The sequence below is a fragment of the Lapillicoccus sp. genome (assembly GCF_039935575.1).
Lineage (GTDB): Bacteria > Actinomycetota > Actinomycetes > Actinomycetales > Dermatophilaceae > Lapillicoccus.
Window position 1 is genome coordinate 1 of sequence record NZ_JBDTKA010000072.1, and the last position, 16417, is coordinate 16417.

The window sequence follows — 16417 nt, forward strand, 5'->3', positions numbered from 1 at the left end:
GATCAAGGCACCGATCGCTGACCATGACAAATGCGCGGCGCGGCCTTGGCCGACATCTTGATGACATCCACTCGACCTGGAGCGCTCGATCACGGCCGAACGCTGTCCAGGGGACCACGGGGGGATCGAATCCGGCATGTGGGTCCGGTTCGTAGTTCTCGAACCGGACGGCAAGCTGATCGGCGTGCTGCAGGATTCCTCCAACGATTCGTGGCATCACGATCACCTCACGAATTTCTTCTGGCAGGCGTCGCGTGAACGATGACAACCGCTGCTTCCCCATAGAAGTGCCGACCTCCAAGAAGGTCGCGGCCACAGCACCAAGTCAACTTGCGAGCGGTCCGAGAACAGGGTCACCGCGACCACCTGGGACTGTGATTCACAACCGTCAAGGCTGTCAAGGGACGAACGCTGTTCGTAAAATTCTTGCGGACTACGTGCGGACTAGCCGCTCCCCCGAATCACGTTTCCGCAGGTCAGAGGCCTAAGAGTGGATGAGTCGGTCGATACGCCGGGTTCTGTCCCGTGCCGCCGTTGCCAGCACCACAGTGACGGTCATCCATCTCGACCGGCCATTGCTGACCGGTTCCAGCGCCCTACCCGCAGACTCGGGCGGGCCACCCTCGAACGTCTGCTGTCTGAGCTTGCTCCAGGTGGGGTTTGCCGAGCCGCCCCAGTCACCTGGGGCGCTGGTGGTCTCTTACACCACCGTTTCACCCTTACCGCGCCCCCGGCCGAAGCCAGGCACGAGGCGGTCTGTTCTCTGTGGCACTGTCCCGCGGATCACTCCGGGTGGGTGTTGGCCACCACCTTGCCCTGCGGAGCCCGGACGTTCCTCGGCAAGATCCTCGGGGAGACCCCGAGGACACTGACGCGACCGCCTGACCGACTCATCCACCGGCCAGACTACCGACAGGCGTCCGTATGCCGCTGGCCGCCTGAGCTGCGACCGATCCGTCACCAAACCGCCGCCTCGTCCTCCCCCCACGCGACGGGTCGTGGGGTGTACAAAATTCCCCGTGAGACGCGCCCCTATCGCCCTGGCTGCCGCTGCCGTCGTGCTCGGCCTCGCCGGATGTAACAGCGGCGGAGGGATCTCCATCCCCACGATCCCATCGGTGACGATCCCGACGATCACCGTCCCCACAGTGACCATCCCGACTATCACCCTGCCGACCCGCACCGACGTCGAGACGGTGACGGGCACGGTGACGCAGACCTCGAAGCCGACGACGCGAACAGTGACCGAGACGTCGACCACGACCCCCACCCCGACACCCCAGCCGACGCCCACGTCGTCAGGACTGCCGACGTGGCTCTGGTTCCTCATCGCCATCGTGGTCATCGCCATCATCGCGCTCATCGTCTGGCTCGTCCGCCGGCGGCGGGCGATCGCAGCCTGGGAGGAGAAGATGCACGGGGCGCGGCGGGAGGCCGGATGGGTGGAGGACTCCCTCATCGACCAGGTCAACAGCCGCGCGACGACGGCCGAGGCCACAGCGACCTGGGTGGCGGCGCGGCCGCGGCTGCTGGCCCTCGACGAGTCGATCTATGCCCTGTCGTCGACGGCGCCCGACCCGGAGCGGGCCGCGGGCGCCACTCGCCTGCGAGGTCGGCTGCAGGCGCTCGTCGACGCGGTCAGCGCGGACACCGCGACCGGAGACAGCGCAACGGTGGACGACCTGCGGCTGCGCCGAGCTGCGGTCGCAAAAGCCCGCTCTGACCTGCGCGGCCTGCTGCAGGCGACGAGCACACAGAAGCAGGGTCAGCGGAGCTAGGGCTACGGCGGATCCGGCGGGCCGGCCAGCGCCAGACAAGGGGTTACGGAAGCACCGGGTCCTGTGGGTTGACCGGCGCGAGCGTTGCCGGGTTCAGTTGCTCGTCCTCGACCCACCGATCGATTTTCGCCCACGTGTGATCGACCCAGCTCACGATCCCGGCCTCGTCCCGCGGGACGTCCTGTGCCGCGGCGACCCACCAGTGGATCACCATCGGCTGGTGGTTGACGGGCAGTGCCTCCCAGACGTCGACCGGGCTGACCAGCAGGTCGAGGCCTGCGTGCGCAATGACGACGACATCGAGCTCAGGCCGCGCGGACAGGGTTGCGACCACTCCCCCCGGGCGTGGCGGCAGCACGAAAGCCTGCTCTTCCGCCTCGGCGGCGCGTTCGAACTGGCCTTGCCTCTGTAGCCACCGGACCGCCCGCTCGTGCCGCTTCGGGGTCCAGTTGCCCCCCTCGGGGAAGATCAGCAGCGCCTCGTCCGCTTCGAGCGAGAGGGCGAGCCGGCGTACAGCCTCGATCTTGTCGTCACCAGCTCCCGTGCCCGACGGCACGAAGTACGAGTCAAGCCGGTTGAGCAACAGGTCGATGCCCGGGTCCCACTGCAGGGCCGCCTTGAGCACGACCTTCGGCTGCCGGCCGAAGGTCGTGAGCAGCAGGTTGACCAGCGTGAAAGAGTCCCCCGGCCCCGCGTGCCGGCTGAGCACCAGCAACGGCGCCGACGGCGGCGGCACCGGGCACGCGTCGAAGACAACGCGGTAGCCAAGCATGGAACGCGACGCCTTGCTGAGCACCTCGAGCGCCTCCGCGAGGAGCGCCGAGTGCCGCTCGCGCCACAGCTGCTCGTCCCGGCTCGGCAGCGGCTGGCGGAACCACAGCAGCCAGCAACCGACGACCATGCCAACGTCGGTCCAGAGGTATGCCATCCCGAAGCTCACCGCCCTCAGCAGCCGCTTGCGCTGGGTAAACAGCGAGATGACGGCTCCGACGACGTAGAACGGCAGCAGCACCGCGGTGAGCAGGAGAGCGAGCGGAAGCCACAGCACGTGGCCGATACGCCGCAGCACTTTGGGCGGCACCCAGAGGGTCATGACGTTCGTCCCGTCACGTCCGGTCCTCTCCCGACCCCGGCGAGGTAGCGCGCGCTCGCCGCCGACGCGGCGTCGATCCGCTCCCGGACCTGACGAGCTCCCTTGTAGGACAATGTCATTGCTGGTGAACGCTCCGAGCCACTCGGCAGGATGTGCAGGTCGACCGAGTCCGGGACTCTGGCGATCTCCTCGTTGAACCGGTAGCGCCGGGCAATCTCGAACGCCACCAGCCCGACCTCCCACGGCCAGCGCGGGGCGCGGAGCGCGTGTTCGATCCGGCCTACCTGCAGGACGTAGACGGTCCTGGCCCCGAGGTCGAGGGCGCGCGCCACGGGGATGGAGTGGACCAGTCCCCCGTCGAGATAGTGGGCGCCGTCGACCTCGTGGGCGGGCAGCAGACCCGGCACCGCGCACGACGCGAGGACCGCGTCGACCACGCTCCCCGTGTCGAACCAACGCGCCGACGCCGTCTCGATCCGAGCGGCGACGCACTGGAACCGCACGGGTAGGTCCTCGATGCGCCGCCCGCCCAGCTCGGTGGTCAGCAGCACCTCGAGCGCCTCGCTGGAGTGCAGATGAGTCGCCAGCCGGGCGACCCGCTGCACGCGCGACCAGACCGAGTCGGTGAACACGCCGGACTCGGATGCCTTGACCCACAGATCCGCCAGCCGCTCCACCGCGGCCGCCGTCGGGTCGGCCGCCAGGAACGCCCCGTTGATCGCGCCGACACTCGTCCCGACCACCAAGTCGGGGGTGATACCCGCCGACAGCAGGGCGGTCAGCATCCCCACCTCGCTGGCCCCGAGGATCCCGCCGCCGCCCAGGACGAAGGCGACCGGACCGAGTGGGGGTGGCACACGAGCGAGGCTAGTCGGGGTGCGGTTGACCCGGGCTGCCACCAACCGCGATGAGGTGGAGAGGATGGCTGGTCAGAGCCCTTCCGCCAATGACCCGATGACATCCGCGGCGGGCCCTGCGGGTGCGCTGCGGTATCCCGTGCCGGCCCACAGATGCAGCCGGTTCGCGTCTCCGGCGGCGGCGGCTGCTTGCCGGATGGGGCGCGTGAGGTGATGCAGGGCAGGGTAGGCGACCGGGGCGGTGGGTTCGTGTCGGTCGATGAACGTGTTGCGCAGGGCCCGGGCGGGACGTCCGGTGAAGACCCGGGTGATGACCGTCTCGGTGAACGCCGGATCGGTGAGCGCTGCCCGGTGGGCCGGTGAGGTGCCGGCTTCGTCGGTGCGCAGGAGCAGGGTGCCGACGGCCACCGCTGCTGCACCCGCTACCCGGAGCCGATGGACGGCGTCGGGGCCGTCTACGCCGCCGGCGGCGATGACGGGTAGTTCCGTGACCCTGCGAACCTGCCGCACCAGCTCGTCCGTCTCAATCGCGGTGATGTCGCGGGCCGGGTCATAGGTGGCGCTGTGCCCTCCTGCGGAAGGACCCTGCACGATCAGCCCGTCTACGCCGGCGTCCCGGGCCATCCCTGCCTCCGACGGCGTGGTCACCGTCGCCAGCACCTGCGACCCGGCCTCGTGCAGCGAGGCGATGACCTCCGTTGCTGGCAGCCCAAACGTGAACGACACCACCGGTACGGGGTGTCTCCGCAGCAGCGCGAGCTTGTCCTCCCACCGGTCGTCGTCCTCGGCCGCGACAGAGTCGAGTCGCAGACCGTAGCGGTCGGCGTCAGCCTGCAGCTCAGCCGCGTAGGCGCGGAAGGCGGCGGCGTCGACGACGGACAACGCGGGAACGAACAGGTTGACCCCGAACGGGAGCCCCGTGCGACGCAGCTCCTCGATCTCGGCCGAGAGCGCTTCGGGGGTCTGGTATCCGCCCGCGAGAAACGGGAATCCTCCCGCAGAAGCGACCGCGGCAGCCAGGGCCACCGTCGTGGGACCCCCCGCCATCGGTGCCGCGGCGAGGCGGAGGCGGGAGCCCAGCAGAGGCACAGATGAGCTCATCGTGAGTCCTTCCGAACAACCAGCATCGCGCACCTTCGACGGCGGTCGAGAGGACCCCGAACTACCATTCGCCGGTATGCCGGGTCGCACCTTCCGCAAGGCGGGAGACAACGCGCCGTTCGGGTACTTCGCCTGGGAGGCGGCCGGGCTGAGGTGGCTCGCCGCCGCCCCGTCCGGGGCCGCGGTGGTGCCGGTCCTCGAGGTCGGCGAGGACTTCCTCGACCTGGAAAGGCTCGTCCCCAGGAACCCGACCCGGGCGCAGTGCGAGGCGTTCGGTGCGACACTGGCGCGCACCCACGCGGCGGGCGCACCGGCATACGGGAGCCCACCTGACGACTGGCGTGGAGACGGGTGGTTGGGACCGCTGAGCGACCCGCTGCCGTTGCCGCTCCACCCGGTTGCCTCGTGGGGTGAGTTCCTGGCCCGCGAGCGGCTGGCGCCGATGGTTGCAGCGGGGCTCCGGAACGGGATCTGGGACGAGCGGGACGTAGCGACGTTCGGGCGGGTGATGGCCCGGCTCGAGCGCGGGGAGCAGGACACCGCCGAGCCCGCCGCGCGCCTGCACGGAGACCTGTGGGCCGGCAACATCGTGTGGACCGAGCAGGCGGGGGTGCTGATCGACCCGGCCGCGCACGGAGGTCACCGAGAGGCCGACCTGGCGTTCCTCGCGCTCTTCCCACCACCGCACCTGGACGCGATCCTCGGGGCGTATCACGACGAGCGGCCGCTGGCCGACGGCTGGCGCGACCGCGTCTCTCTGCACCAGCTGCACCCGTTGATGCTGCACGCAGTGCTCTACGGCGGCCGGTATGTCGAGCACAGCCGCGCCGTCGCCCGCCGCTGGGCTTGAGAGTCGTCTCAGACGATCGACATCTCCACCTTGCCGGTCGCCACGTCGGCGGTGTCGATCCGCACCTGCACCGAACGTCCCAGGGCACTCTCCCCGCGAGCGGTCCCCAAGATGGCCGGGTCGGTTAGCTGCACGGTGACCCGGCTGCGTTTGGGGTCGACGTCGATGACATCGGCAGGGAAGGTCTCCCCCACCCGTGAGGCCAGGACGGCGGCCTCGACCGCATCGGTGCAGGCCCGTTCGACGGCCTTGGCGCGCTGGTCCCCGGTCTTCATCACCTCCGGCAGTGCGGCGAGCGACGCGCGCGCCCAGTCGGGTACTGGGTCACCTGCCGTGAGGGCCGCGCACACCACCAGCCCGAACCGGTCGACGAGACGCCGCAACGGCGCCGTGACGTGCGCGTAGGGCGCGGCCACCGCGGCGTGTACCTGTTGCTGCGGGAGCGTCCCGTCGAAGGCGGTGTAACCGGCGCCACGGAACAGCGCCGTCGCCTCGTGCACCAGCGCGAGCTGGCGGGGGTCGGCCAGGTTCAGTCCGCGGATGAAGTCGCCATAACGCTCGCTCGGAGGCCAGTCCACGCCGAGCGCCTTGGCCTGCCGGCGGAACCGGGCGACCGCTCCCTGGTCCGGCGGCGGCATCGTCCGCAGGAGGCCGACCTTGCCGCGGAGCATCATCTGGGCGGCGGCCATCCCGGTCATCAGGGAGATCTGGGCGTTCCAGTCCTCCGCGGCGACCGGGGGGCGGAACCCCAGCACGTAGTCGCCGTCCGGCCCCTGGGTCACCTCCTGCTCGGGCAACGGCAGGCTGGCGCCACCGCGCGCGGCTTCCAACGTGATCCGGAGCTGCCCGACCTCCTTGAGCAGGACGAGCACCTCGTCGGCGGTGCCGTCGTCCAGCGACTGCTGAACACCTCGATAGTCCAGCCGGGCGCGGCTGCGGACCTGCGCGAGGTAGACCTCCGCCCCGTGCTCGTCACCGGCGGCGTCGAGGCGCAGGTCCCAGACGAACGCTGGTCGGACCTGGTCCGGCAGCAGGCTCCCTGCGTCTTCCCCGATCACCGGTGGATGCAGCGGCGTTCGCTGGTCGGGCGCGTAGATGGTCTCGACCCGCTGGCGGGCCTCGGTGTCGACCGCCCCGCCAGGGAGCACGAAGGCCGGGACGTCCGCGATGGCATACCGCACCCGGTAGCCGTCGCCCTCGCGCTCGATGTGCAGCGCCTGGTCGAGGTCCATCGACCCGACCGGGTCGATCGTGACGAACGGGACGGCCGTCTCGTCGCGCTCGGGCAGCACCAGCGCGGCGACGGCGGCGGCGGCTTCGGCGAGCACATCCGGGGGGAACTCCGTCGGCACGTGCAGCTCAGCGCGGATCGCCTCGAACCGCGCCATGAGAGCGACGGTGTCCACCGGAGCTCGCGCCGGCACCGGGGTGGTCGTGCGGAACCGGATCGCGCGCTGAGGCATGTCCGCACCCTACGCAGCCGCCGCATAGAGTGCGCTCCGTGCTCGTCCTGCTACCCCCGTCAGAGGGCAAGTCCCCTCCTCGGCGTGGCCGGCCACTGGACCTCGAGCGGCTGTCGTTCCCGCAGCTGACAGCCACCCGCAACCGCGTGATCGACGCCGTCGACGCAACCAGCCAGGCACCCGGGGCGCTCGAGATCCTCGGCGTACCAACGACACTCGCCGACGAGATAGCCCACAACACCCGGCTTCGTCGGGCGCCGACGGCGCCGGCCGGGGCGATCTACTCCGGTGTGCTCTACGACGCGCTTTCGCTGGCGACCCTCGACACCGCCGCACGGCGCAGGGCGAACCGGTGGCTCGTGGTCGGGTCCGCGCTCTTCGGGGCGGTGCGGCTGGTCGACCGCATCCCGGCATACCGGCTGTCGATGAAGGTCAACCTGCCCGGCATCGGACCCCTCGCGGGCGTCTGGCGAGACCCGCTCGCCGAGGTCCTGCCGGCGCTTGCCGGACGAGGGCTCGTCGTGGACTGCCGGAGCAGCACGTATGTCGCGGCCTGGGTCCCGCGGGGCGCGCTCGCCGCCCGCTGGGTGCAGGTGCGCGTCCCCGGTGCGACCCACCTGGCCAAGCACACCCGCGGGCTGGTCACGCGGCACCTGTGCGAGGCCGGCGTCGACACGCGGACACCGCACCGGCTCGCCGCCGTTGTCGCCGAGGCGTTCGACACCCATCTCGAACCTCCGGCTCGGCCGGGACTCCCGTGGGTGCTGGACGTCGCCACCCGACCGACGACGTGACCGACCTCGCCGATCTCGCCGGGCGGGTGGTCCCGGTGCTGGCCTTCCTCGTCGCCATCACCGTCGTCGCCGAGATCGCCGACCTGGCCGGAGTTTTCGACGTCGCCGCGCATTGGGCCGCCCGCGCCGGGCGACACCGGGTCTGGGCGCTGTGGCTGCTCGTCGTCGCGATCGCCTGCGCCAGCACCATCGTCCTCAGCCTGGACACCACGGCAGTGCTGCTCACGCCCGTCGCCATCACCGTGGCCCGGCAGGTCGGCATCCCGCCGCTGCCGTTCGCGATGACGACGCTGTGGCTGGCCAACACCGCGTCGCTGCTGCTGCCGGTCTCGAACCTGACCAACCTGTTGGCTTTGCACCACTTCGACCAGCTCGGCGTGGGCCAGATGGGCTACCTGCGGCTGGCCTGGGCGCCCGCCCTCGCCGCCATCGTCGCGACCGTCGCGCTTCTCGCGTTGCGCCACCGGAGCGCACTGTCCGGCCGGTACAGCCCGGACGCGGCTCCCGAACCCCACGACAAGGTCCTGCTCGTGGTCGCCGGGGTGTGCTGCATCGCCCTCGGCCCCGCCTTCGTGTCGGGTGTCGTGCCGGCGATCCCGTCCGCGATCGCGGCGATGGTGCTGGTGGTGACCGTGGCGGTGCGGGACCGGTCCCTGCTGCGCCGCATCTCGGTCCCCTGGAAGATGGTGATCGGTGTCAGTGCGCTCTTCGTCGTGGTGGACATCGCCCTCTCCCACGGGCTGCGCGAGGTTCTCGCGGCACTGGTCGGCACCGGCACGTCCGGCGGCGACCTGCTGCGCGTCGGCGGGGTGGGTGCGGTGGCCGCGAACGCGGTCAACAACCTGCCCGCCTACCTCGCGCTCGAGGCGGTCTCCTCGGACACCCCGCAGGGGCTGATGGCGTTGCTGGTCGGGGTCAACGCCGGGCCCCTCGTTCTCGTCTGGGGGTCGCTGGCAACCTTGCTGTGGCGGCAGCGCTGCCGGTCGGCCGGCTTGGCGGTGAGCGCCGCATACCTGGCTCGCGAGGGGCTCCTCTGCGCGGTGCTGAGTGTCGGCGCTGGACTGGGGGCGCTGGCTCTGTTCGGCTGATGTGGCCGTGCGGTGTCCGCCGGTGTTCCACCGGCACGCCGACCGGCCCCAACAGACTTCGCCTAGGCGTCCAGCGCCAGCGCCGCCAACCCCGCCTGGAGGTCCTCGACCAGGTCGCGCACGTCCTCCAGGCCGACCGAGACCCGCAGGGTGCCGTCGGTGATTCCGACTGCCGCGCGCGCCTGCGGGGTCAGCCGCCGGTGGGTGGTCGTCGCGGGGTGGGTGACCAGCGACTTGGAGTCGCCCAGGTTGTTGGAGATGTCGAAGACCTCGAGCGCGTTCATGACGCGGAAGGCGTCCTCCTTGCCCCCGTCGACCGCGAACGTCACCACCGTGCCGCCACCGCTCATCTGCGCCTTGGCGAGGTCGTGCTGCGGGTGGCTGTCGAGGAACGGGTAGACCACCAGGGTGACGCGCGGTTCGTCCTGCAGGGCCAGGGCGAGCGTCATCGCGTTGGCCGCCTGCCGCTCCACCCGCAACGACATGGTCTCGAGCCCCTTGACCAGCGTCCAGGCGTTGAACGGAGACATGGCCGGCCCGGTGTGCCGCATCAGGTTCTTGACCGGCCCGCTGACGAACTCCTCCGACCCGAGAATCGCTCCACCGAGGACGCGTCCCTGCCCGTCGATGTGCTTGGTCGCCGAGTAGACGACGATGTCGGCGCCGAGCTCGAGTGGCCTGGAGAAGACTGGTGTTCCGAAGACGTTGTCCACCACCACTTTTGCCCCGACCGCGTGTGCGAGGTCGGCGACCGCTCGCACGTCGACAAGCCCCTGCATCGGGTTGCTCGGCGTCTCGAAGAACACCGCTGCCGTCGGTCGGTCCAGCGCCGCCCTCCACTGGTCGAGGTCCGTCCCGTCGACCAGCACCGACTCGACCCCCCACCGCGGCAGGATCTCGTCGACAATGACGAAGCACGAGCCGAACAACGCGCGGGACGACACGATGCGATCACCCTGCCCGCACAATGCGGCGAGGGCGACGAATACGGCGGCCATGCCGCTCGCCGTGGCGAAGCACGCCTCCGCGCCCTCGAGCAGGCGCAGGCGCTCTTCGAACATCCGGACCGTCGGGTTGCCGTAACGGCTGTAGATGAACTTGTCGATCTCGTCCTTGAACGCCGCCTCCGCCTGCTCCGCGGAGTCGTAGACGAACCCCGACGTCAGGTAGAGCGCCTCGGCCGTCTCGTCGAACCCGCTGCGCGACAGACCGCCACGCACCGCGAGGGTGTCCGGCCGCAGCTGCCGTGCGGTTGTCCGTCGTCCCACGTCACTCAGTCCCTCAGTCCCTCAGCCCTGCCGCCAGGGTAGGCCGGAGGCCTTCCACCCCGCCACGCTCCGGGGACCCTGCGCGTCGTTCGGACCCTCGAACCCGTCCACGACGTTGGATGCCGGCTCCAGACCCGCGTCCGTCGTCGCGTCGGCCGGGTCGTCGCGCAGCGCCGCGAAGGCGTCCTCGGGGCTGACGCCTGACGCGTAGCTCATGCCGTCGAGGATGGCACAGCAGCCGTCACGAACCGGGCGCCGTCCGGTTGACGAACGGCACACTGAGGGCGCCGCCGGCGGCGATCTCGACGGCCGTGACCGAACCCGGATCCGTCCCCACCGCCTCGAGTCGAGCGACCGGCAGGTCGAGGGCGGCGGCGAGGACGACCAGAATGGGACGGCGGCTGGTGACCACGACGACGTCACCAGATCGCTGCGTGGCGCGCGCCAGAGCAGCCCGTATGCGCGTGGTCAGCTCCGCGGCTGACTCACCTCCGGGTGGACGCTGGCCCGCTGGGTCGACCTCGGCGTTCAGGTGGTCGGCCCAGGCCTGCGGCCACCGCGCCTGGATCTGGGCCACGGTCAGCCCGTCCCAGTAGCCGAACCCCTGTTCGTCCCAGTCCTCGTCGACCTGGGCGTCGACGCCCAGCGCCTCGGCGACGGCCGCCCCGGTCTCCCGGGAGCGTGCGAGGCTGGACGTGACCACACGAGTGCTCTTCGGCATACCCGTGTCCTGAAGCAGCTCGGCGACGAGCCCTGCCACGCGCCGGGACTGCAGGTGGCCGGCGTCGTCCAGAGAGGGGTCCGCCAAGCCCCGCCCGCTCAGCCGATTTTGCGCCGTCAGGGGCGTAGCACCGTGTCGTACCAGCCAGACTCGCGCAGGCCCGGTCAGCTGTAGCGGTGGCGAAGCGAGCTCCTGCTCATGGACGGCTACCACCGGTTCGGAAGCCGGCTCCATGTCGGCCTCATCGTCTGCGGGACCAGGACTGGCGGCCGACAACCGGTCGATGGTCAGCCCGTCCATCCCGTCGTTACTCAGCTTGTCGGCAGCCTTGTTGCGCTCGCGGGGAATCCAGGTCCACGAGACGGAACCGCCAGCAGACTGGATGCGGCGCACCAGCTCTCGGGCTTCGAGGGCGAGGGTGCGCATGTCCTCGTGCTTGATCTTCCACCGGCCGGCCATTTGCTCGATGACGAGCTTGGAGTCCATCCGGACCTCCACGGACGCGGACGGGTCGATGGACAGCGCGCTCTCGAGCCCGGCGATGAGGCCGCTGTACTCGGCGACGTTGTTGCTGCGCTTGCCCAAGGGTGCGGCCCGTTCGGCGAGGACGGTGCCGGACTCCGCGTCACGCACCAGCGCGCCGTAGCCGGCCACGCCGGGGTTGCCCCGCGAGCCGCCGTCGGCCTCGACGACGAGCCGCCGGCCGCGTGTCGACGCCGGCATCAAGGCGCGACGAGGCCGGACTCGACGGTACGGACCATGATCCGACCGCACTCCTCGCAGCGGAGCACCTCGTCGGCCGGTGCCTTCGTGATCCGGTTCAGCTCAACCTGGTTGAGCTCCATGTGGCACCCACCGCAGCGGCGTTGTCTCAGCTCCGCTGCGGCGATCCCGCCGCTGGACGCTCGCACGCGCTCGTAGAGCGCCAGCAGGTCCTCGCCCACCTGCGCGACGACCCCGTCGCGTCGGCCGGCAACGTGGTCCCGTTCGGTCGCGAGGACACCCATCGCCTCGTCCCGGGTGGCCGTCGCCTCGCCGAGCCGGGCGGTCAGCTCGTCGCGGGTGGCCTCCAGGTGGGAGACGTGCCCGGTCATCAGCTCGATGTGCTCCATGACCTCGAGCTCGATGTCCTCCAGCTCGGACTGACGCCGCGCCAGTGAGGTGAGCTCGTGCTGGATCGCCTGCAGGTCCTTGGCCGAGCCCGTCCCTGAGTTGAGCCGCGCCTGGTCACGGGCCGCCCGGTCGCGGACCAGCTGCACGTCAGCCTCGGCCTTGTCGACCTCGCGCTGCACGTCGGACAGGGCCGTGCGCGCGTTGACGAGCTGCGTGTCCAAGGTCCGGGACTCGTCCTTGAGGGCCAGGACCTCCTGGTGCTGGGGCAACGCCGAGGATGCGTGGCGGATCTGGTCCAGCCGCGTGTCGACCGCCTGCAGGGCGAGCAGGGCGAGCTGACGGGCGGGGTCGGCTTTCAGGATGTTCCTCCGGCGGCGTTGGCACCGACGACGAATGTCCAGGGTTCGGTGCGCAGAGTCGAGACGTAGGCGTCCAACGTAGTCGGTGCCCCCAGCGTCCCCAGCGTCCCCCGACCCGCGGTTGCCTCGACGGTTGCCTCGACGGCCTCGAGCAGCCGGCCGCGGGCACCCGCCAGCCAGACCCACTCACTGGCCCAGTGGCCCGCGTCGACGAGGAACGGCCGGCCGCCCCGCGTGGTCTCGCGCTCCTCGAGCACCGGGTGGTGACGCAGGTCGGCGGTGACGTAGACGTCGGCGCCGGAGGCCCGGACCACCCCGAACCGGTCGTCACCCGAACCGCCGACGACGGCGACGCGCTCGACGCTGGCCTCCGGGTCCCCACTGACCCGTATCCCGCCGGCCGTCTTCGGAAGCGCGTAGGCGACCTGGGTTGCGAACTCGCGCAACGACATCGGCACCTCGAGGCGGCCGACCCGGCCGAGCGCATACGGGCCGGCTTCGAGGGGCTCGACATCGGTCAGGCCGACGGCACCGGCCAACGCGTCGCACACCCCAGGTGTGGCGACATCGGCGCTCGTGTGCGCACAGTAGATCGCCAGGTCGCCCAGGATGGCCCGCGTCACGGTCTCGCCCTTCGCGCCCGCCGTCGCGACGCTGTGGATACCGCGAAGCAGCAGCGGGTGGTGGGTCAACAGCAGGTCGGCGCCGGCGTCCACCGCTTCTTGCACCACCGCGAGGGTGGGGTCGACGGCGAGGTGGACCAGGCGTACCGGCTGGTCGAGGTCTCCTGTGACGAGCCCGACCTGGTCCCAGTCCATCGCCGTAGACGGCGGGTAGAGCGACTCGATGACGGCGACGACATCGCGCAGGGTGAGGTCGTCGGTGCGGTCGTGGCCGTCGGTCGGGGTTCGGGGGTCCGGCACGAGGCGAGGATGCCACACCGGGGCGACTGACCTACCGTGGCCACATGACCGGACCCGCGCCTGCCCACCGCCGCCCCGAGGGAGTCAACGATGCGACCGTCGAGGCTCTTGGCAAGCTGTCCGAGGCGCTGGAGGTCGTCGAGAACGCGCGCGGTCACCTCTACGAGTTCCACCGGATGTCTGGCATGGCCGACCTGACGCTCGGCGAGGCCGTCGGCCAGCTGCGAGACTGCGGGCACGAGGAGCTGGCCGATCGCCTGCAGACCGAGCTGGTGGGGCTCAACGTCATCGAGGGGCGGTGGACGTTCCAGATCGTGGAGGAGTACGACGACGGCTACTACTCGACGTTCAGACGGCTCGAGGCGCAGGCTCGCGACTCGCTGGTCGACGGCAAGCGGCACCTGTTCGAGGCGGAGATGAAGGAGGACCGGCGCACCCACGGGCGGCCGGGTCACGAGGCAGTTCCGGGCTGACGGCGACGCCTGGGTCGGGCCCGGTCGGCTCGCGTCAGGCGATGCGGGCGGCTGGTGGCAGCAGGGCGGCATCCGCCTCGGGCCAGGCGCGTGGGTCGGCGCCCAGGGTGACAAGCTCCTCGAGCTGCTCGCGGCACCAGGGTGAGACTGCGCGGACGCCGTCCAGGACGTCAGCGCTGAAGCCGTCCCACTCGACCCATTCCGTGCCCCCGACCTCGTCCGGATCGGGCGACAGCATGGGGGCGTCGACCCAGCCCGCGTAGACCGGACAGAGCTCGTGCTCCACGACCCCCTGCATCTCGGCCCGGTAGCCGAACTCGGGCAGCACCAGCCTCAGCCGGTCGATTTCGAGGCCGAGCTCCTGGCGCGTGCGGCGCGTGACGGCGTCGGCGAGGTCCTCGTCGGGCGCGGGGTGTCCGCAGACGGAGTTCGTCCACAGGCCGGGAAAGGTGCGCTTGTCGACCGCGCGCCGGGTCAGCAAGAGCCGGCCGTCGGCGTCGAAGAGGTAGGCGGAGAACGCCAGGTGGAGCGGGGTGTCGCCGTCGTGGACGGTGGCCTTGTCGGCCGTGCCGGCGGCACGGCCGTGGGGGTCGAGCAGGACGACGAGCTCGGACGGCATATCGGAACCTTAAGCATCGGGTCGGCGCGGCGCCTCCTGGGAGCGGTCGAACGGGAGTTGGTGGCGATTTGCTCGTGCTACCCCGGGGGAACCGCGACCAACTCCCGTTCGGCGGCGGTCCACGCTCGGTGTCACGATGGGTCCCGTGACCGCGACCGCCGCAGACGCCGTCGTGGTCGGAGCCGGTCCCAACGGCCTCGTCGCCGCGATCACCCTGGCCGACGCCGGGTGGGACGTCGTGCTCCTCGAGGCCCGGGACAAGGTCGGGGGCGCAGTCTCGTCGGTCGAGCGCGACGGCTGGGTGATGGACGAGTTCAGCGCCTGCTACCCCCTGGCAGTGGCGTCCCCGGTGATGGTCGACCTCGACCTGGGCGCCTACGGGCTGACGTGGCGCCGGTCGGACACCGTCGTCACCCACGTCGGGACGCCAGACGACCAGCGCGGGGTCAGCATCTACGCCGACCCGGCTCGTACGGCGGCGGCGCTGGCGGAGGAGCACCCCGTCGACGGCCAGGCGTGGCTGGACCTCGTCGCGCAGTACGACCGGATCAAGGGCCCTTTCCTCGACGCCCTCCTCACCCGCTGGCCGCCGGTCTCACCCGCTGTGCGTCTGGCCCGCGCCTGGGGCGCCACCGACCTGCTCGCCCTCGTCCGGTTTCTCACCCTGCCGACGACCCGGATGGGCGAGGAGCTGTTCCGTGGACAGGGCGGACGAATGCTGTTGGCCGGCAACGCGATGCACGCCGACATCCCGCCCGAGGCGCCCGGCAGCGGGCTGTTCGGTTGGCTGCTGAGCATGCTCGCCCAGGACGTCGGGTTCCCCTCTCCCGAAGGCGGCGCCGGTCAGCTCGCAGAGGCACTGGCCTCGCGGGCCCGCGCCGCCGGGGTCCAGATCCGGACTGGCGCCCAGGTCGAGGCCATCGCCGTCTCGGGTGGGCGCGCGGTCGGCGTACGCCTGGCCGACGGGACCCGGGTGACCGCACGTCGGGCGGTGGTGGCCGACACCAGCGCGACCGCGCTCTACGAGCGGCTGCTGCCCTCATACGCAGTTCCGTCGTCCGTCCGGGAAGGACTGCGCACCTTCGAGTGGGACCTGCCGACGCTGAAGCTGAACTACCGGCTGAGCGCCACCCCGGCTTGGACGGCCGTCGAGGCGCGGTCCGCCGGCGTCGTCCACGTGGGCCGCGACGCCGGTGGGATCGTCCGTTGGTCCGCTGACCTGGCGACGGGACGGGTGCCGTCCCGCCCGTTCGCGCTGGTCGGCCAGATGTCGACGATCGACCCGACCCGGTCCCCCGAAGGCACCGAGTCCCTCTGGCTTTACACCCACCTGCCGCGCGGCGTGACCGACGACACGTCCGCCGCTCAGCTGGTCGAGCGTGCGCAAGAAATGCTCGAGGCGTTCGCACCCGGGTTCAGGTCGCTCGTCGTGGACCGCTGGGTCCAGCGACCCTCCGACCTGGCTGCCGCGGACGCCAACCTCGTCGGCGGCGCGGTCAACGGCGGCACGGCCCAGCTGTTCCAGCAGCTCGTCTTCCGGCCGGTCGTGGGACCGGGCGGGCCGCGTACACCGGTGTCGAACCTCTACCTCGGCAGCGCCGCGATCCACCCTGGCGGTGGCGTCCACGGCGCCTGCGGACACCTCGCGGCCATCCAGGCGCTCTCGGACCACCGCTGGTGGTCCCGCCCCGGCAACGCCGTCGTCCGCCGGGCGCTTCGCCGCCTCGACCACTGAGACCCGCCCCCGCCGGTGGGCCCGGCCCAGTTCGGACCCGCTGCCAGCAGGCCTTGGTGCGCGTGGGCCCGGCCGGGATCGAACCGACGACAGCCGCGGTGTAAACGCGGTGCTCTACCAACTGAGCTACAGGCCCCCGAAGTCGCCGCTGTGCGTCGGCGGCGGGCGATGCGGGGAGATTC

Annotated in this window: 16 protein-coding genes, 1 tRNA gene, 1 other RNA gene and 1 pseudogene; 6 read left to right on the forward strand and 13 right to left on the reverse strand. The window is 71.1% G+C overall.

All coding sequences use genetic code 11. The annotated features are described in order from the left end of the window. Together ABI385_RS08660 and rnpB are read right to left on the reverse strand one after the other, a co-directional pair. Positions 1-316: pseudogene (locus ABI385_RS08660) on the reverse strand (hypothetical protein); the annotation flags it as partial. 175 nt (positions 317-491) lie between these two features. Next, positions 492-893, reverse strand: an RNA gene (rnpB, locus tag ABI385_RS08665) — RNase P RNA component class A. 126 nt (positions 894-1019) lie between these two features. On the opposite strand from rnpB, the gene ABI385_RS08670 reads away from it, so the two are divergent. Then, positions 1020-1778 (forward strand): hypothetical protein, encoded by a 759-nt coding sequence (locus ABI385_RS08670; RefSeq protein ID WP_348103350.1) that lies wholly within the window; start codon positions 1020-1022, stop codon positions 1776-1778. Between the two features lie 43 nt (positions 1779-1821). Here the strand turns inward: ABI385_RS08670 and ABI385_RS08675 are convergent, their stop codons facing one another. From ABI385_RS08675 to ABI385_RS08685, 3 genes are all read right to left on the reverse strand, one after another. Beyond that, entirely contained in the window at positions 1822-2871 is a 1050-nt protein-coding gene (locus tag ABI385_RS08675; protein WP_348103351.1) for a 1-acyl-sn-glycerol-3-phosphate acyltransferase, read from the reverse strand. Next, positions 2868-3728 (reverse strand): patatin-like phospholipase family protein, encoded by an 861-nt coding sequence (locus ABI385_RS08680; protein WP_348103352.1) that lies wholly within the window; start codon positions 3726-3728, stop codon positions 2868-2870. The genes ABI385_RS08675 and ABI385_RS08680 overlap by 4 nt, the downstream gene beginning before the upstream one ends. A gap of 72 nt (positions 3729-3800) precedes the next feature. Continuing rightward, positions 3801-4829, reverse strand: coding sequence for a nitronate monooxygenase (locus tag ABI385_RS08685; RefSeq protein WP_348103353.1), 1029 nt, complete (start codon positions 4827-4829; stop codon positions 3801-3803). A 1-nt stretch (position 4830) separates the two neighbouring features. On the opposite strand from ABI385_RS08685, the gene ABI385_RS08690 reads away from it, so the two are divergent. Beyond that, positions 4831-5679 carry a fructosamine kinase family protein gene (locus ABI385_RS08690; protein WP_407068243.1) on the forward strand — a complete coding sequence of 283 codons (849 nt, stop codon included), beginning with the start codon at positions 4831-4833 and terminating at the stop codon, positions 5677-5679. 8 nt (positions 5680-5687) lie between these two features. Here the strand turns inward: ABI385_RS08690 and ABI385_RS08695 are convergent, their stop codons facing one another. Next, entirely contained in the window at positions 5688-7142 is a 1455-nt protein-coding gene (locus ABI385_RS08695) for an RNB domain-containing ribonuclease (RefSeq protein ID WP_348103355.1), read from the reverse strand. Positions 7143-7180: 38 nt separating this feature from the next. Between ABI385_RS08695 and ABI385_RS08700 the strand changes: the two genes are divergently transcribed. Next, positions 7181-7936 carry a peroxide stress protein YaaA gene (locus ABI385_RS08700; protein WP_348103356.1) on the forward strand — a complete coding sequence of 252 codons (756 nt, stop codon included), beginning with the start codon at positions 7181-7183 and terminating at the stop codon, positions 7934-7936. Next, positions 7933-9024 carry an SLC13 family permease gene (locus ABI385_RS08705; RefSeq protein ID WP_348103357.1) on the forward strand — a complete coding sequence of 364 codons (1092 nt, stop codon included), beginning with the start codon at positions 7933-7935 and terminating at the stop codon, positions 9022-9024. Before ABI385_RS08700 ends, ABI385_RS08705 begins: the two co-directional genes overlap by 4 nt. A gap of 62 nt (positions 9025-9086) precedes the next feature. Here ABI385_RS08705 and ABI385_RS08710 read toward each other — a convergent pair whose 3' ends face one another. From ABI385_RS08710 to ABI385_RS08730, 5 genes are all read right to left on the reverse strand, one after another. Beyond that, entirely contained in the window at positions 9087-10292 is a 1206-nt protein-coding gene (locus ABI385_RS08710) for an O-succinylhomoserine sulfhydrylase (protein WP_348103358.1), read from the reverse strand. Positions 10293-10313: 21 nt separating this feature from the next. Beyond that, positions 10314-10508 (reverse strand): hypothetical protein, encoded by a 195-nt coding sequence (locus ABI385_RS08715; RefSeq protein ID WP_348103359.1) that lies wholly within the window; start codon positions 10506-10508, stop codon positions 10314-10316. Between the two features lie 25 nt (positions 10509-10533). Beyond that, positions 10534-11736, reverse strand: coding sequence for a bifunctional RNase H/acid phosphatase (locus ABI385_RS08720; RefSeq protein ID WP_348103360.1), 1203 nt, complete (start codon positions 11734-11736; stop codon positions 10534-10536). Further along, the gene (locus tag ABI385_RS08725; RefSeq protein ID WP_348103361.1) at positions 11736-12395 is read right to left on the reverse strand and encodes a C4-type zinc ribbon domain-containing protein; all 660 of its coding nucleotides are present in this window, start codon (positions 12393-12395) and stop codon (positions 11736-11738) included. Before ABI385_RS08725 ends, ABI385_RS08720 begins: the two co-directional genes overlap by 1 nt. 86 nt (positions 12396-12481) lie before the next feature. Continuing rightward, the gene (locus tag ABI385_RS08730; protein WP_348103362.1) at positions 12482-13408 is read right to left on the reverse strand and encodes a Nif3-like dinuclear metal center hexameric protein; all 927 of its coding nucleotides are present in this window, start codon (positions 13406-13408) and stop codon (positions 12482-12484) included. A gap of 44 nt (positions 13409-13452) precedes the next feature. Here ABI385_RS08730 and ABI385_RS08735 point away from each other — a divergent pair, with 44 nt between their 5' ends. After that, positions 13453-13881, forward strand: a complete 429-nt coding sequence (locus ABI385_RS08735; protein ID WP_348103363.1) for a hypothetical protein — start codon at positions 13453-13455, stop codon at positions 13879-13881. A 34-nt stretch (positions 13882-13915) separates the two neighbouring features. On the opposite strand, the gene idi is transcribed toward ABI385_RS08735, so the two are convergent. Beyond that, positions 13916-14500, reverse strand: coding sequence for an isopentenyl-diphosphate Delta-isomerase (gene idi / locus ABI385_RS08740; protein WP_348103364.1), 585 nt, complete (start codon positions 14498-14500; stop codon positions 13916-13918). 136 nt (positions 14501-14636) lie between these two features. Between idi and ABI385_RS08745 the strand changes: the two genes are divergently transcribed. After that, a complete protein-coding gene (locus tag ABI385_RS08745) occupies positions 14637-16235 on the forward strand; it encodes a phytoene desaturase family protein (RefSeq protein ID WP_407068244.1) in 1599 nt (532 codons plus the stop codon). 63 nt (positions 16236-16298) lie between these two features. Here ABI385_RS08745 and ABI385_RS08750 read toward each other — a convergent pair. Beyond that, positions 16299-16371, reverse strand: a tRNA-Val gene (locus tag ABI385_RS08750). Between the last annotated feature and the right edge of the window lie 46 nt (positions 16372-16417).

Coding starts and splice junctions, on each gene's coding strand:
- ABI385_RS08675 (WP_348103351.1), bottom strand. CDS start 2,871: ATGACCCTCTGGGTGCCGCCCAAAGTGCTGCGGCGTATCGGCCACGTG.
- ABI385_RS08695 (WP_348103355.1), bottom strand. CDS start 7,142: ATGCCTCAGCGCGCGATCCGGTTCCGCACGACCACCCCGGTGCCGGCG.
- ABI385_RS08735 (WP_348103363.1), top strand. CDS start 13,453: ATGACCGGACCCGCGCCTGCCCACCGCCGCCCCGAGGGAGTCAACGAT.
- ABI385_RS08745 (WP_407068244.1), top strand. CDS start 14,637: ATGGGTCCCGTGACCGCGACCGCCGCAGACGCCGTCGTGGTCGGAGCC.
- ABI385_RS08720 (WP_348103360.1), bottom strand. CDS start 11,736: ATGCCGGCGTCGACACGCGGCCGGCGGCTCGTCGTCGAGGCCGACGGC.
- ABI385_RS08685 (WP_348103353.1), bottom strand. CDS start 4,829: ATGAGCTCATCTGTGCCTCTGCTGGGCTCCCGCCTCCGCCTCGCCGCG.
- idi (WP_348103364.1), bottom strand. CDS start 14,500: ATGCCGTCCGAGCTCGTCGTCCTGCTCGACCCCCACGGCCGTGCCGCC.
- ABI385_RS08715 (WP_348103359.1), bottom strand. CDS start 10,508: ATGAGCTACGCGTCAGGCGTCAGCCCCGAGGACGCCTTCGCGGCGCTG.